Below are 15892 nucleotides of genomic sequence, written 5' to 3'. Positions count from 1 at the left end.
AATCCATTGACTTACGATGGGTTTTTTGAAATATTTGTGTTTATTAGTACGTTGAAACGTTTCAAGACAAATTCAAACGGTGTTATGAAAAATTATGTGAGAGCAGCCAGAAGCATTGGTTACTTTGCTATTGCTGCAGCTTTTTTAAGCGCTTGTAACTTTATTAAAGGTAGCGGAGGAGCTCCTTCCGCAGAAAATCCGGGCTTTGCCAGTTCTGCCACCGGCCTGGAGTTTAACGAAGAAGGTGGTTTTCAAGTAAATGATTTTCAGGGACAGCCAGACGGACCAAACCTTATTTTTATTGAGGGTGGTCGAACTGTGCTAGGTTCCTTCGAAGAAGATGTTGTTTATGCGCACGATAACCTGGAGAGAGCTGTAACTGTTGCTTCATTCTACATGGATGAAACGGAGGTTGCAAACATCCACTGGTTGGAGTATGAATATTACATCAAGCAAGACTCAGACGAGTATTACTGGAGAAATAACCTCCCTGATACAACTGTTTGGGCAAAAGATCTTGCTTACAACGATCCATATGTAAATAGTTACTACAGATACCCTGGATTCAGATACTTCCCTGTGGTGGGAGTAAACTGGAGACAAGCTGTAAACTACTCTAAATGGAGAACTACAGTTGTAAACTTAAAATTAGCTGAGGATGCAGGATACCTTGATCCGGTAGCATCAGGAGACGATGCTTTTGCTGGTGCAGAAGGTGGAGACCTATCTGCTTCAGCAGGAACTGTGCCTGGCTTAACATCTGGTGTAGTACTTCCTGGCTACAGACTTCCAACAGAAGCTGAGTGGGAATATGCAGCTCAGGCACTTATCGGTACTCAGTGGTTAGACGAAAACCAAACTCACAGAAGACTTTATCCTTGGGATGGTCACGCATTGAGAAATCCTTACGGAAAAAGCATGGGATATTTCCTTGCCAACTTTAAAAGAGGAAATGGTGACTATGCCGGTATCGCTGGTAAGTTGAATGACGGTGCAATGATTACAACTTACATCTACGACTATCCACCGAATGATTTCGGTCTTTACAACATGGCTGGAAATGTGAATGAGTGGGTGCAGGATGTATACAGACCGCTTTCATTCCAGGACATGGATGATCTGAACCCTGCGCGAAGAGATGCAATATTAGATTCAGAGACAGGATACGATGCAGATTATTCATTCATTGGGCGAGAAGCTCCGTATGAAGAAGCAGAATGGGTTAAAACCTCAGGTCTTCAAAAATCTTTCAATGCAGATAACCCTCCAATGAAAAGGTTGAGAGTATACAAAGGTGGTTCATGGGCTGACGTAGCTTACTGGCTATCTCCTGGAACCAGAAGATTCCTTTTCGAGGATTCTGCAACTTCAACCATTGGATTCCGATGCGCAATGATCCGCGCAGGGTCTAATTTCTAAGAATTTAAATCTCACAGATTTTTCAATGAGGCTGTTCGAAAGAACAGCCTTTTTTATTTGCCCCTCGCAATGCATGCAATATGAATAGCGGCTGCATTTGCCTCTATCAAGCGATCACACAACATACCAACGGTAGCTCCTGTAGTAATCACATCATCTACAATCAGGATAGACATACCAGTGAGATCACGATCTACCTTTGAGTAGACATTTTCAAGGTTTCGCCAACGCTGAACCTTGCTTTTCCTTGTTTGGCTTTGTGTGGCGACAAGTCGAGTCACTAAGTTCAGCTCAACAGGCTTTTCAAGAGTTTCAGATAGCCCTTCAGCAATACACTCGCTCTGGTTAAATCCTCGTTTTCGTTTCTTAGATTTATGAAGCGGTACGGGAATGATAAAATCAACATCCGTGCCCATCTCAGAAAGATTAGGCGCAAACCAGTAACCCAAAAGAATACCTAGGTCCTTCTTGCCTTTATATTTCAATTGATGCAGTAATTTTTGAGCAATGCCGCCTTTATGAAAATACATAAATGCGGTTGCTGACTTTATCTTTGGTTCAAAGACAAATTTTCTATGCAAATCATTTGATTCAAGCTTGTGATCATTTGTTCGCGGAAGGTCTATTTTGCAGGGAGTACATAAATAATCCTCTGCGGATATCAATGACTGCTGGCAGTTTATGCAGTTTTGAGGAAAGATCAGGGAAATAAAATCCTTCAGCATTCTCAGAAAATTAATGATAAATAATGGTTTTTAAAAAGGATTTGGATCTACAGAAGGAATGGGTAGCATTACTATATAAAATCAAAGATGTAACGGGTAAGCGTCCAGCAGATTTAAATTCAGTTCTTTTTTTGATTGGAGTGCAAGAGCTTGGCCAGGGAACAAAGGCTTTTTCCAAAGAAGAGAAACAGGATATACTACATATTGCGATTTGCAAAGTCCTTTCCCTGGCTGGATACTATGAACTGGAGGGGCGAGATAAGGATGGATGGCCTCATTGGAAGCTTGTAAAAAAGCTTCCTCGTTTTGATTTACTTGAGCAGGAAAAACTGTTAAAAATTCAGATTTTAGAGTATTTCAATGAAGAAATTGGTTGGTAACATGCACCTTTGATTGGCATTGTCCGTTTACAACCCAACAATGAGTGGCTTAATTCAAATAAAGGATCGGCTTGAGGCTTTTAAGAGAAGGTACTATTTCCGGCAGCTACTGCTGGGGGTGTTGATCTTTCTGATCATAAACTCAGCTGTTTTTTTGTTCATTAGTGGTCTCGAGCATCAGTTTTGGCTTGGTGTGGCGGGAAGGTCCATTCTGTTTTTTGGTTTTTTGCTATTAATTATAGTTTCAGGATACACTTTGGTGGCTAAACCGGGCCTTTCACTTGCCAACATCAAAAAAGGCATAAGTGATGAAGAGGCTGCTGGCATTATCTCAAAACACTTCCCTGAAATCGAAGATCGGCTACTAAACACCTTGCAACTTGGAAAACAAGCAGGCAATGAACTGCTGCTCGCTGCAATCGAAAAAAAATCATCAAACTTCAATCAGTTTGCGTTCATTCAAGCTGTAGACTTCAAACCAATAAAAAAATATAGCCTGATACTCATTGCTGTTGCTGCTACATTCGGACTTGTTTCATTCATCAGCCCATCTCTATTAACTGAAGGTTCGAGCAGGATTGTTTACTTCAAGAAAGAGTTTATTCCAAAAGCACCGTTTCAGTTTGAGTTAAAGAATGATGACCTGAAAGCATTCCGAGGAGAAGATTTCACCATTGAAGTGCAGGTTGTTGGTGATCAGTTGCCGGAGACTATCACTCTTTTGGAAGATGGTAAATCATCAAAATCTGCTAGTCTGCTTAAAGAAGCTAGTTTTTCTTTCTCTTTTCCAAAAATTCAATCTAGTAAAAGCATCCGGTTCGAAGCAGCGGGTTTCATCTCAAAAACATACAAAATTGAGGTAAATGATCGCCCAGATCTGGTTTCTATGCTTATCAGAGTACAAGAGCCTGAGTATACCGGGGGTCAGAGAAAAACAATTGAGAACACCGCCAACTTAACTCTACTGGAGGGGTCATCAGTTACTTGGGATATTAAAACTTTAGCTACTGATAGTGCTCATTTCGTATTCAACAATGACAAATCCGGGATTCCGAGAACAAATGAGAACAACTTTATTATTGAAAAAAGAATATTAAATTCTGGAATATATCAGGTTGACTTATTCAATAAATATAGCAGAAACAAGTCCGAGCTTTCTTACACCATCGATGTGATCAAGGATCAATATCCTGAAATTTTTGCTCAATACTTCCCAGACTCCACAACTTATGAAGAGATCACCTTTGCAGGATCTATTTCAGATGATTACGGATTTAGCGGCCTAAACATCAATTACAAAAAGGCCAATCAAAAAAAGTTTACAAGAATACCACTCGATATAAATCAACAGGCGAGAAGTCAAAGTTATTTTGCCAGCTGGAATTTGGATACGCTGAACCTGAAAACCGGCGAGTCTTTGGAGGTGTATATGAGTGTAGTCGATAATGACGGTGTACATGGCCCAAAAGAAACTAAGGCCGCCTCTTTTATCCTACAAACTCCAGACTCAGAAGCAATATCTTCTCTAATTTCTGAAAAACAGAATAATGTAGAAGACCAACTTGGAGCAACAGAAAAGAAGGCAGAGGAAATTGCCAACAGACTAGAAGAAATAGAGGAACGGTTGAAATCTGAGCAAAAATTTGACTGGCAGGAGAAAAAGCTTCTCAACGATGTGATTGAGGATAGAGAAAAGCTATCTGAGGAAATCGAAAAGCTTAAAAAGCAACATGAGGAGTTGATGAAGTCAAGCAAGCGATTTCAAAACCAAAGCGCTCAACAGCAAGAAAAGAATCAAAAACTCCAAGAGCTCCTAAATGAAATGATGGACGAAGAGACTATGAAGCTTTATGAAAAGCTAAAAGAGTTGATGAAAGAAAACAGCTCATCAGACCAGGTCTCTCAGGAATTAAATGAACTGAAGAAAAGTGAGCAAAATCTGGAGCGAGACCTTGAGCGAGCTCTAGAGCTTTTTAAGCGACTGAAAATGGAAAGCGCCTTAGAGCAAAACCTACAGAAACTCGATACGCTTGGCAAACAACAAGAACAAATCGCCGAGAATGATGCTAGTAAAGAAGCCCAAGAGCAGATAAATAAAGAGTTTGATGAGTTCAGAGAAAAGATGGACGAGATTCAAAAGCTAAATCAAGAACTCAAGCGGCCAGAGGCGATGGAAGACTTTGAGCTAGAGGAAAGGCAGATTTCGAAAGAGCTTCGCGAAATCATAGAGCAGATGCAACAAGAAAAGGAGGGTAATGACGAGCAATCGGAGAGTAATGAAAACTCTGGTGATTCAGACCAAAAAAACAAACAACAGAGTGGGGAACAAAATTCATCTCAAAAAAATCAACCTAAGAATATTCAGCAAAAACAGAAAAATGCTGCACAAAAAATGCAAAACTTAAGCAAGAAGCTCTCAAACATGCAAGGCGGTATGCAAATGGAAATGATGCAAGCAAACCTTGATCAGCTGAGAGATATTTTGGACAACCTTGTTAAGCTGTCATTTAATCAGGAAGAGATCATGCTTGAGATGCGAGAAGTAAACCAGTCGGATCCACGATTTCTCGAACTTTCCCAAAATCAGTTAAAGCTTAAGGATGATGCGAAGGTGATACAGGACAGTCTGCTATCACTTGCCTCCAAGGTGGTGCAGATATCTTCTTATGTCACCCGTGAAGTAGGCGCCATCAATGAAAACATAGATGAGGCTATTGACTTTCTCAAAGACAGAAATCGAGGGAGAGCCCTGTCAAGTCAGCAATTTGCTATGACATCCATTAACAATCTTGCACTTCTTTTGGATGACACTATGCAGCAAATGCAAATGTCCATGTCTGAGGCTATGGGCAACTCTAGCTCCGGACAGAAGAAACAACCTCAAGGAATGCCAGACTTGCAAGAGCTGCAAAATCAATTAGGAGAAAAAATCAATGAGCTAAAAGGATCAGGAAAATCAGGAAGAGAGCTTTCTGAAGAACTAGCCCGGTTAGCAGCTGAGCAGGAGATGATTCGAAGGCAAATGGAAATGCTCAAGGAAGCACAGGATGGTAAGCCCGGTGGCGGACTAGGGGGGGATGACATGAAGCGAGCCATTGATATGATGGAGCAAAATGAAGTAGACTTGGTAAACAAAAAATTAACTCAGCAACTCATTAATCGCCAAAAGCAGATAATGACAAGAATGCTGGAAGCAGAAAAAGCACAAAGAAATCAGGAAATGGATGAAGAGAGGGAGGCAGAACAACCCAAAGTTATCACCCGGGAAATGCCTCCTGGATTCGAAAAATATCTCGAGTTGAAGAAAAAAGAGATCGAACTTTTAAAAACTATTCCTTTAGAATTAAATCCATTTTATAAAAAAGAAGTAAACGACTATTTTAGACGCTTAAGTTCAGACGAAGAGAATGATTGACAACATTCAAATACAAATTCCATCACTTCCGGAGAATATTCGGATTGTTGAAAGCTTTATAGATAATGCAAAAGATCAATATAACCTGGATGATGACATCTATGGGAATATCATGATTGCGGTAACAGAATCGGTAAACAACGCGATAGTCCATGGCAATCAATCTGATAGTAAAAAGAATGTTCATCTTCAACTTGCACTTGAAAAGACACTAATCAAATTCACCATCAAAGATGAAGGTGCAGGTTTTGATTACAACAACCTCCCAGACCCCACCCTTCCTGAAAATATTAGCAAGCCGGGTGGTAGAGGAATTTTTCTAATGAAAAACCTTTGTGATGAAGTTTCTTTCAAAAATGAAGGACGAATCGCAGAGCTCAGCTTCTACCTTTCGTAATGAAAATTCAGTATCACGCTGAGGACACAGACTTTCTTCCTTCTAATCAAGACGAACTTTCGGAATGGGTTTCTGCGGTAATTAAATCCCATGATTACATTCTAGAAGAAATAAACTACATCTTTTGCTCTGATGAATATCTGCTGGAAATAAACAAAGAGCATCTCCTGCATGATTACTTCACTGACATAATCACCTTTGACAACTCTGATGAGGAGAACATCATCGAGTCCGACATCTTTATAAGCGTGGATCGCGTAAAAGACAACTCCACAACACAAGGTGTGCCCTTTGAAAGAGAGCTGAACAGGGTGATGATACATGGCATACTTCATCTTCTAGGTTTTGGCGATAAGACCGAAGCTGAAAAAAACCTAATGAGAGAAAAAGAAGACGCCTGTTTATCTTTGCTAAAAAATTAACGTTCCACGTGAAACATTGATGCGTGGTGACTGTTTAGGTTCCACGTGAAACATTAAAAATTTATGCTTCAAGATTACGATATTATTGTAGTGGGTGCTGGCCATGCGGGGTGTGAAGCAGCTGCGGCTGCAGCAAACATGGGATCAAAAGTGTTGTTGGTTACCATGAATATGAACACTATTGCTCATATGTCATGTAACCCAGCCATGGGAGGCATTGCCAAAGGACAGATCATTAGAGAAATTGATGCGCTCGGTGGATACTCCGGGCTAGTGACCGATAAGTCTATGATTCAGTTTAGAATGCTAAACAGATCTAAAGGCCCGGCAATGTGGAGTCCCAGGGCACAATCGGACAGAATGAAGTTCGCAGAAGAGTGGAGGTGGTCTCTTGAAGCAATTCCAAATCTTGACTTCTGGCAAGAGATGGTCAATGGACTTCTTGTAAAGGATGGAAGAGTGATTGGTGTTAAAACCGGAATTGGTTTGGAGATAAAAGCCAAGGCTGTAATATTGACAAACGGGACCTTCCTCAATGGGCTTATCCATATCGGAGAAAAACAGTTTGGTGGTGGAAGGTCTGGTGAAAGAGCAGCTACTGGGATAACGGAGCAATTAGTGAATCTTGGGTTTGAGGCTGGCAGGATGAAAACAGGCACTCCACCTCGAGTGGATGGTAGGTCTCTAGACTATACCAAAATGGAAGAGCAGGAAGGAGATGAAATACCAGGAAAGTTTTCATATCTGGATTCATCAAAGCCATTAACTCAACAAAGGAGCTGCCATATTACATACACTAATCCTGAAGTGCATGAAATTCTGCAGACAGGATTTGAGCAGTCCCCGATGTTTACGGGTAGAATTCAAGGTCTGGGTCCAAGGTACTGTCCATCCATTGAAGACAAAATAAACAGATTTGCAGAGCGGGATCGTCATCAAATCTTCGTAGAGCCAGAAGGGTGGAATACAGTAGAGATATATGTCAATGGCTTCTCCACATCCCTTCCCGAACATGTTCAGTACAAAGCACTCACCAAAGTTCCAGGATTCGAAAATGTCAAGATGTTTAGACCTGGCTATGCCATTGAATATGATTTTTTCCCACCGACACAATTGTCAAACACTCTTGAAACTAAACTAATTGAGAACCTTTATTTCGCAGGTCAAATAAACGGTACCACAGGATACGAAGAAGCCGCTTGTCAGGGCATGATGGCAGGCATCAATGCGCATCAAAAAGTGCAGGAAAAAGAAGCATTCATTCTTAAGAGAAACCAAGCATACATTGGTGTACTTATAGATGACTTGATAAACAAGGGCACTGAAGAGCCATACCGAATGTTTACATCCAGGGCTGAGTTTAGGTTGCTACTACGTCAGGATAATGCTGATTTAAGGCTGACAGAAATGAGTCACAAAATTGGTTTAGCGACAGATGAAAGATTAAATAAGGTAAAGCACAAAAAATCAGAAACCGAGAAATTAATAAAAATCCTTAATGAGGCTCAGTTTAAACCAAGTGAAGCAGAAGATAAACTTGCGTCATTGTCATCCGCTCCCATAAAGGATCGCTCATCTCTTGCAACTATTTTGAAAAGACCTGAAATATCTATTTATGATTTCAAGATCTTTTCCGGTGAAGTAGAAAAAGCACTTGACTCCTTTTCCGCTGAGGTCATTGAGCAAGCAGAGATTCAAATCAAGTATCACACCTACATTGAGAGAGAACAGCAGAACTCTGAGAAAATGAACAATCTTGAAAATCTCAAAATCAACAAATCATTTGACTACAACAAGCTTGTTTCCTTATCAGCTGAAGCACGTGAAAAACTATTAAAAATAAAACCCGAAACCCTTGGACAAGCATCCAGAATCAGTGGAGTTTCTCCTTCAGATGTATCAGTTTTAATGGTTTATCTTGGTAGATAATGTACGAGAAGATTGAAGAGTGTCCTGTCTGTAAACACACGCAGTTTGACAATCACCTTATTTGCGATGACCACTCTGTTTCCGGTGAAAGTTTCGCTTTGGTAAAGTGCACCAAGTGTCAACTCATTTTTACCAATCCAAGACCTGCAAAGGATCACATTATTAAATATTATCAGAGCGACCAGTATATATCACACACTGACAATGCGAACTCACCAATACATTTTATCTATAAACTGGTAAGAACATATACTCTACGTCAAAAACTTAGCCTAGTCAATCAGTACTCAAAAAAAGGATCAATCTTAGATTATGGTTGTGGAACTGGTGATTTTCTCAAGCTCTGCAATAAAAATAATTGGCAAGCTTTTGGGTATGAACCTGATGAGGCAGCAAGAAGCATTTCCATAAAGAAAAACCCGAGATCAATTGTTGATTCTATAGACAAGCTTGACACTAAACTTGATGTAATTACGGCATGGCATGTGATTGAGCACGTACATGAATTAAATATGACAATCAAATCATTAAAAGGTAAACTAAAGGATGGAGGCTACCTTTTCATGGCAGTTCCCAATCATAAGTCTTTCGATGCGGAGCACTATAAGGAATACTGGGCTGCATATGATGTACCCAGACATCTATATCATTTTGATCAAGACTCCATGAAATCATTTGCCAGTCACTTCAAATTGAAATTAGTAGATACCTTACCCATGAAGTTTGATTCTTATTATGTATCAATGCTCAGTGAAAAATATAAGAATGGCGGTAATCTTTTAAGCTCAATAAGAACAGGATTTCAATCTAACCAAAGTGCCAAAAAGACAAATAACTATTCCAGCTTAATCTACATACTCCAAAAATGAAGCAGCTTCTATACATAATACTTTTCATACTTTTTATAGACTTAAGCTTTCAGCAATGTGCCAATCCGGGCAGACCAACTGGCGGACCTAAAGACACTATCCCTCCAACACTACTCTACGCAAATCCTACAAATGGTACCACAAACTTTTCATCAAGTACAATCGAGCTTGAGTTTTCAGAATTCATCAATGCAGACAAGCTGAAGCAACAATTAATCATTACTCCAAAAACAAGTATTACCTACAAATCCATAGTAAAAAGAAACAAGCTAATCATCAAGCTCAACAATAGGCTCAATGACTCAACAACCTACAATTTCAACTTTGCAAATGGAATCACCGATATAACCGAGAAAAATCCAGCAGTCAATCTATCTGTCGCCTTTAGTACAGGTGCATTCATTGACAGCTTGTCTGTCAGAGGCTATGTAGAAGAACTATTGACAAAAGAGCCTGGCAAAGGGTATGTTGTCGGACTTTATCCATTCTCTGATACCCTTGATTATTTCACACAAAATCCAATGTATTTCACCACTGCCAATGACTCTGGAAGTTTCAAAATAAATTATATTAAAACAGGTAAGTATAAAATATTGGCTTTTAATGATGACAATAAGAATCTTCTATTAGATCCCGAAACCGAATCACATGGTTTTCTCAGTACCACTATTGTGCTCGACTCAGCAACAAAAGTAGAGCCAATCAGATGTATTCTTCAAAATGTAAAACCATTATCACTTATCAATGCCAGACCAACTGGCCCTTATGTGGAAGTTAAATTCAACAAACAAGTTGATTCTTATCAGCTAACACCTTCAAACTTATCTCACAATATTGTCGGAGAAAACAAAGACGTTATTAGAATTTACAAACCAACCCAAATCAATTACAAAGATTCCATCCAATCATTCATAAAAGCCTATGACAGCTTAGGCAACATAGTCGATGATACAATAAAGTATGTATTCATTGAATCCAATAGGAAACCAGCAACATTCTCCTATTCATTTGACAAACAAAGTTTGCCTCTCGAAGACAATCCTACAATTGCATTGACTTTTAATAAACCGATCACATTTGTAGATACATCCAAACTGATATTTAAATCAGATACTACATTTACTTATGCCACTAAAAAATCAATCTCTTTTAACTACAACAGAACAAAAGCTACTATTGATTTCTTCCTCAATGCTGATTCAATAAAAGCTGCGTTTGAAAAAACAAGACCTAAGGATTCAAGTGCTACAGATACAACTTCCAGATTGACTAACCTTAGACCAAAATCTAATCAGAACAAAAGTGCTATTTCTCTTTTTGCTGAAAAAGGAGCATTCATAACGGTAGAAAATGACACTTCGAAAACTAATTCCATACAACTACAAGAACCATCTGTCCCTAAATTCGGAAAAATTAAACTCACCCTTACCACTGATCATACTCACTTCACCCTTCAACTGATCAACTCAAAAAAGAAAGTTGCATATTCCCTGCAAAACCAAAAAACAACAATCCTTTCTGTTGTACCTGACACTTACAAAATCAGAATTCTTATTGATGACAACAAGGACGGAAAGTGGTCCTTCGGAAATCTTCTCAACAATGAAGAGCCAGAACAAGTATTCCTTTATCCAGAAGAGACATCCGTTCGTGAAAACTGGGAGATTGACCTGGGTATAACTTTCTAATTAGGGTGGATAACTCCACAGTTCTTAGTGGATAATTCAGACTTCATATCTAATTAACACAATCGCTTTAATACGTCAAATTATAACTTTATTCAATTCCTTATTTATAGACATTTTACCCAATCAACTAAACCAAAAAGATTCCCACAGAATCACATATTATCTTATCAACAAAATTTCCTAACTAATTAATTTTCAAATACTTTAGGTGTTGATAGACTGTGAAGTAGAATTGATAGATTCTAACCTTATAAACAAATCAATTTTCCAAATAAAAATCTAAAATCTTATCCACGTATCCACAGCCTTAGTAATAGAAATAGTTTTTAATTAAACCTTATATATATAATATAGGTATGTATATAAGTTAGCTGAAGAAACATGCTCCGTAAAATTCTTATACATCTCTTACTCCCACTTAATATCATAATGGCGCAGAGTCATGAGGATATCGAGTTGGCCAATGAATATTACCAGCAAGGTGATTTGGAGAAAGCAAAAATTCTTTATCAGGAGCTGGCGCAAAATCCTTACAATGTTCAGCTTATTGCCAGCAATTACTTGACTCTGTTGAAATCCACCGGCGACTTTTCTGAGGCTGAGAGATTCCTCACAAATGCTATCAGAAGATTTGCATCCAATGTTCAATTTCAGTCAAACCTTGCCGGTGTGTATGCTGAGTCCGGTGATCTTAGCAAGCTCGATAAATACATAACTGATCTTCGAAAAGAATCCAGATCTAATCCATTTCAGCTCAGTATTCTGGCTCAGTACCTTGCTAACGAACAACTGTACGAGCAAGCACTACTATTTTTTCAGGATAGTAGGGAAGTTCGCAACAACCCGACCGTGCATGCCCTCGAGATGGCATCCATCTACAGGATGATCAATGATAAATCATCGATGATCGAAGAATACCTCAACTATGCTTCAGATAGTCCAAACAGGTTGAGCTACATAAAAAATTTGCTTCAGAGCTTTATTCAGGAAGATGAAGAACTTGACGAATTGGAAAACACGCTCATTCGTAAAATGCAAGAGGATCCAGAGGATACAAAATTTGCAGAACTCCTACTTTGGGTCGAGCTTCAACGTAAAAATTTTTACGGCGCATTTATTCAAGCCAGAGCGGTAGACAAAAGAAACGATCAGCCCGGAGACAGATCCATGGATATTGGAAGGATAGCCCTGGAGAACAATGCGTATGAAGATGCGGCAGAAATTTTCGCCTATGTTGCTAAGCAATATCCAACATCCAGAAATTATCAATTTGCCAGAAGACTTTGGATGGAAGCGAAAGAACAAAAAATAAAAAATACCTATCCGGTTAGCCAGGAAGACATTCGGGATCTGGCCAATCAATATCAACTTTTGTACAACGAACTTTATCCGTCTCAGACATCCTTTGATGCGTTGAGAAGCAAGGCGCTTTTGCATGCATTTTATTTAGATGAAATTGACATAGCAGCTCAATACCTAAATCAGCTGGTACAAAATCCTCGAGCCGGTATGCAGCTTATCTCTCAAAGCAAATTGGATCTCGGAGATATTTACTTACTAAAAGGAGAGCCCTGGGAGGCAACACTACTTTATTCACAAGTAGAAAAAGCCTATAAAAGTCATGAGCTGGGATATGATGCAAAACTGAGAAATGCAAGACTGCATTACTTTACAGGAAACTTTGCTCTGGCCAAAGGCCATCTGGATATTCTGAAAAAAAACACGACACGGGAAATATCCAATGATGCAATTTCACTCGGCATGCTGATCACAGACAACACAGCACTGGACACTACAGATGCGGTGATGCAGGAATTTGCCAATATTGAACTTCTAATTTTCCAAAACAAAAAAGCTCAGGCGAATCACAGACTCTCAGAAATGCTTGATCAGTACATGCATCACTCCATTACTGATGAGATATTCTGGCTGAAATCGAAGCTTGAATTGGAAGTGGGAAATACGCAAAGTGCCATCGATTATCTGGATAGAATTTTAGCATCTTATTCCTACGATATTCTGGCTGATGATGCCGCATTTAAAAAGGCAGAAATTGTTGAACAACAACTCAAGGATGTAGAGCAAGCCAAAACTCTGTATCAACAATTTCTAATCGAATATCCAGGGAGTATGTATGCAGCGGAAGCCAGAAAGAGATTCCGTCAGCTACGAGGAGATTTTATCAACTAGGGGGAGCACTGCTGTTTGCTTTATTTTTTTAAGAACCATCATACTCTGCACCAGTCGGATATTATTAAGCTTCGCTAATTTTTTATTTACAAACTCAGCGTACTCATCCATATCCCGGACAAGCACCTTCAATAAAAAATCGAATGAGCCGGCAAGGTGATAGCACTCCATCACCTCAGAAAATTGAGTGATCCCTTCTTCAAACTCCCTGAGATATTCCGACTTGTGAGACTCTAGTGTCACAGATGAAAACACCTCAAACCCAAAACCGGCCTTCTTCGGATTTACAGAAGCATGATAACCCGTAATAAGTCCATTACGCTCCAATCGCCTTAACCGCTCATATATGGGAGTAATGCTTAGACCCAACTCAGCACTTAATTCCTTCATTGTAAGCTTTCCATTCTTTTGAAGTAGAGACACAAGCTTCCGATCTATCTTATCCATTCTTTCTCTTTGTTCTAAGGTTTAAGATCAATTTTAGAAAAAAAATCTATATATCTAATTTATTATAGTTGATTTATCTAGTACTATTTCATATCTAAGATAAATCAACCATTTTCGATTAAAATATCGAAGCAATGGAAAAATTCAGCCCGGAAAGTTTAATGATGTCATATGGTTTTAAGCCAGCCCTTTCTGAGGGAGCGATTAAGCCACCTATTTTTCAAACTTCAACGTTTGTTTTCAAAAGTGCGGAGCACGGAAAAGCATTTTTCGAGCAGGCCTACGGCCTAAGAGAAAAAGATGAGGGGGAGGAACTAGGGTTGATTTACAGTAGGCTGAATAATCCTGATCTCGAAATTTTGGAAAACAGGCTGACCCTGTGGGATCAGGCAGAAGATGCAGCGGTGTTTGAAAGCGGCATGGGGGCAATCACGACTGTATTGCTACAGTTTCTTGCTCCCGGAGATTTGCTCCTACATAGCAATCCGATTTATGGTGGTACAGATCATTTTGTAAAACATGTTCTTCCAAAGTTTGGTATCAATGTGATGGGTTTTGATCCGAATCAGAGCCAGGAGGAAATAGAGCAAATGGTGGAGGAAAGTGGCCACAGTTTAAAAATGATTTATGTGGAAACTCCTGCAAACCCAACTAACCATCTGGTGGATTTGGAGATGTGCAGGTCAATAGCTGAAAAATTTAAAACGGAAGAATACCGACCACTTATTGCGGTGGACAACACCTACATGGGTCCGCTTTGGCAGCATCCGCTAAAGCATGGAGCTGATTTGGTTCTTTATTCTGCAACCAAGTATATCGGAGGCCATAGCGATGTGATAGCTGGAGCTTGTCTTGGCAGCAAAGAGCTCATCGCTGAAGTAAAAGGCATGCGAACATTTTTGGGAAATATGGCTGGTCCATGGACGGGTTGGTTGCTGCTTAGAAGTTTGGAAACACTCAAAGTGAGAATGGAGCGTCAGGCTGAAAATGCAGCGTATGTTTACCAAGCTTTAAAAGATCACCCAAAAGTTAAAACCATTCATTACCTCGGTGCGCTGAAAGAAGGAACTAAACAGCATGAAATTTTCAAAAAACAATTTTCATCTGCTGGTGCGATGCTTTCCATTATTCTAGAAGGCGGTGAAAAGGAATCATTCAAATTTTTGAACAACCTCCAGCTGATAAAACTAGCAGTGAGTTTGGGTAGTACGGAATCATTGGCTCAGCATCCAGCCTCAATGACCCATGCAGGAGTAGATCCGGAAGAACGAAAGAAATACGGAATCACCGATAATCTGGTTCGCGTTTCTGTGGGCGTGGAAAATCCGAAGGACCTGGTTTGGGATATGGAGCAGGCGCTAGAAAAGGTTTAAACTCTACAATAAAACCAACCTTGGGGGAACCGGCTCCATCAATGACGGGTCTGGTGAGAAGTGTTTTTTGAGAAATCCATTCATTTCATCAATGGTTTTGTCGGAAAGAAGTGGAAGCAGTTCCTCCATTACCTCTCCAGAAATCATATAAGGTGGATTTTCCATATTCACCTTACGCCCCTTGCAGTGTGCATAGATCTGATATTCACGACAGTCATTCACACCGGTCTTTTTGATCATACAATTTTTGAGTCCTTCTTCCGGACTTTGAAACTGCATCTCTAGGCGGGACTGAACATCTATGTTTTCCTGAAAGTACTGCATCATGCTTTTCCAAGATTCCTGTGAGATCTCTTTTCGCATTCGTTCGGCACAGTCCATACATATCGCATAGTCAAAAACGGTATCTTTAGCAGAGTATCCTTCATAATTCTTAACCGCTTTCTCAATAATGTATTCGGTTTCATCATCGAGCAGATACTTTTCGCACTCAATGCATCGCTCAAAAGGAGCATTGGTTTCAAATGAATAAAACTCTCTCGGAATATCATTTTCTTGCATAGCCCAAAGCTAACCGGAAAAGCAGATGAGAGAAAAAATAGTATGCATGCATAACAAATTTTGCTATATTTGAACCA

General features: G+C 39.6%; 13 protein-coding genes. 10 read left to right on the top strand and 3 right to left on the bottom strand.

What is annotated here, in order from left to right; all coding sequences use genetic code 11:
* The first annotated feature begins 84 nt into the window (after positions 1–84).
* A complete protein-coding gene (gldJ, locus tag ACEQZT_RS06460; protein ID WP_370088412.1) occupies positions 85–1419 on the top strand; it encodes a gliding motility lipoprotein GldJ in 1335 nt (444 codons plus the stop codon).
* Positions 1420–1472: 53 nt separating this feature from the next.
* On the opposite strand, the gene ACEQZT_RS06455 is transcribed toward gldJ, so the two are convergent.
* Positions 1473–2144: a ComF family protein gene (locus tag ACEQZT_RS06455; protein WP_370088410.1), complete on the bottom strand. Its 672-nt coding sequence runs from the start codon at positions 2142–2144 to the stop codon at positions 1473–1475.
* 23 nt (positions 2145–2167) lie between these two features.
* Here ACEQZT_RS06455 and ACEQZT_RS06450 point away from each other — a divergent pair, with 23 nt between their 5' ends.
* The 8 genes from ACEQZT_RS06450 (at position 2168) to ACEQZT_RS06415 (ending at position 13434) form a co-directional block, all read left to right on the top strand.
* A complete protein-coding gene (locus ACEQZT_RS06450; RefSeq protein ID WP_370088408.1) occupies positions 2168–2524 on the top strand; it encodes a hypothetical protein in 357 nt (118 codons plus the stop codon).
* A gap of 40 nt (positions 2525–2564) precedes the next feature.
* Entirely contained in the window at positions 2565–5939 is a 3375-nt protein-coding gene (locus ACEQZT_RS06445) for a hypothetical protein (protein WP_370088406.1), read from the top strand.
* Positions 5932–6336 (top strand): ATP-binding protein, encoded by a 405-nt coding sequence (locus ACEQZT_RS06440; RefSeq protein WP_370088404.1) that lies wholly within the window; start codon positions 5932–5934, stop codon positions 6334–6336. The genes ACEQZT_RS06445 and ACEQZT_RS06440 overlap by 8 nt, the downstream gene beginning before the upstream one ends.
* Entirely contained in the window at positions 6336–6758 is a 423-nt protein-coding gene (gene ybeY / locus ACEQZT_RS06435) for an rRNA maturation RNase YbeY (RefSeq protein WP_370088402.1), read from the top strand. The genes ACEQZT_RS06440 and ybeY overlap by 1 nt, the downstream gene beginning before the upstream one ends.
* Positions 6759–6821: 63 nt before the next feature.
* Positions 6822–8687: a tRNA uridine-5-carboxymethylaminomethyl(34) synthesis enzyme MnmG gene (gene mnmG / locus ACEQZT_RS06430; protein ID WP_370088401.1), complete on the top strand. Its 1866-nt coding sequence runs from the start codon at positions 6822–6824 to the stop codon at positions 8685–8687.
* On the top strand, positions 8687–9556 hold the full coding sequence (locus tag ACEQZT_RS06425) for a class I SAM-dependent methyltransferase (RefSeq protein ID WP_370088399.1): 870 nt from the start codon (positions 8687–8689) through the stop codon (positions 9554–9556). Before mnmG ends, ACEQZT_RS06425 begins: the two co-directional genes overlap by 1 nt.
* Complete coding sequence (locus tag ACEQZT_RS06420) at positions 9553–11244, top strand: Ig-like domain-containing protein (RefSeq protein WP_370088397.1); 1692 nt, start codon at positions 9553–9555, stop codon at positions 11242–11244. The genes ACEQZT_RS06425 and ACEQZT_RS06420 overlap by 4 nt, the downstream gene beginning before the upstream one ends.
* A gap of 429 nt (positions 11245–11673) precedes the next feature.
* On the top strand, positions 11674–13434 hold the full coding sequence (locus ACEQZT_RS06415) for a tetratricopeptide repeat protein (RefSeq protein WP_372530140.1): 1761 nt from the start codon (positions 11674–11676) through the stop codon (positions 13432–13434).
* On the opposite strand, the gene ACEQZT_RS06410 is transcribed toward ACEQZT_RS06415, so the two are convergent.
* On the bottom strand, positions 13411–13881 hold the full coding sequence (locus tag ACEQZT_RS06410; protein WP_370088393.1) for an Lrp/AsnC family transcriptional regulator: 471 nt from the start codon (positions 13879–13881) through the stop codon (positions 13411–13413). The genes ACEQZT_RS06415 and ACEQZT_RS06410 overlap by 24 nt on opposite strands.
* A 134-nt stretch (positions 13882–14015) precedes the next feature.
* On the opposite strand from ACEQZT_RS06410, the gene ACEQZT_RS06405 reads away from it, so the two are divergent.
* Positions 14016–15254: a cystathionine gamma-synthase family protein gene (locus ACEQZT_RS06405; protein ID WP_370088391.1), complete on the top strand. Its 1239-nt coding sequence runs from the start codon at positions 14016–14018 to the stop codon at positions 15252–15254.
* 3 nt (positions 15255–15257) lie between these two features.
* Here the strand turns inward: ACEQZT_RS06405 and ACEQZT_RS06400 are convergent, their stop codons facing one another.
* Positions 15258–15815: a hypothetical protein gene (locus ACEQZT_RS06400; protein ID WP_370088389.1), complete on the bottom strand. Its 558-nt coding sequence runs from the start codon at positions 15813–15815 to the stop codon at positions 15258–15260.
* Between the last annotated feature and the right edge of the window lie 77 nt (positions 15816–15892).

It is taken from the genome of Ekhidna sp., assembly GCF_964218185.1.
Lineage (GTDB): Bacteria > Bacteroidota > Bacteroidia > Cytophagales > Cyclobacteriaceae > Ekhidna.
Note: the sequence above shows the minus strand (reverse complement) of the source record. Positions and strands in the feature narration are given on the sequence as shown.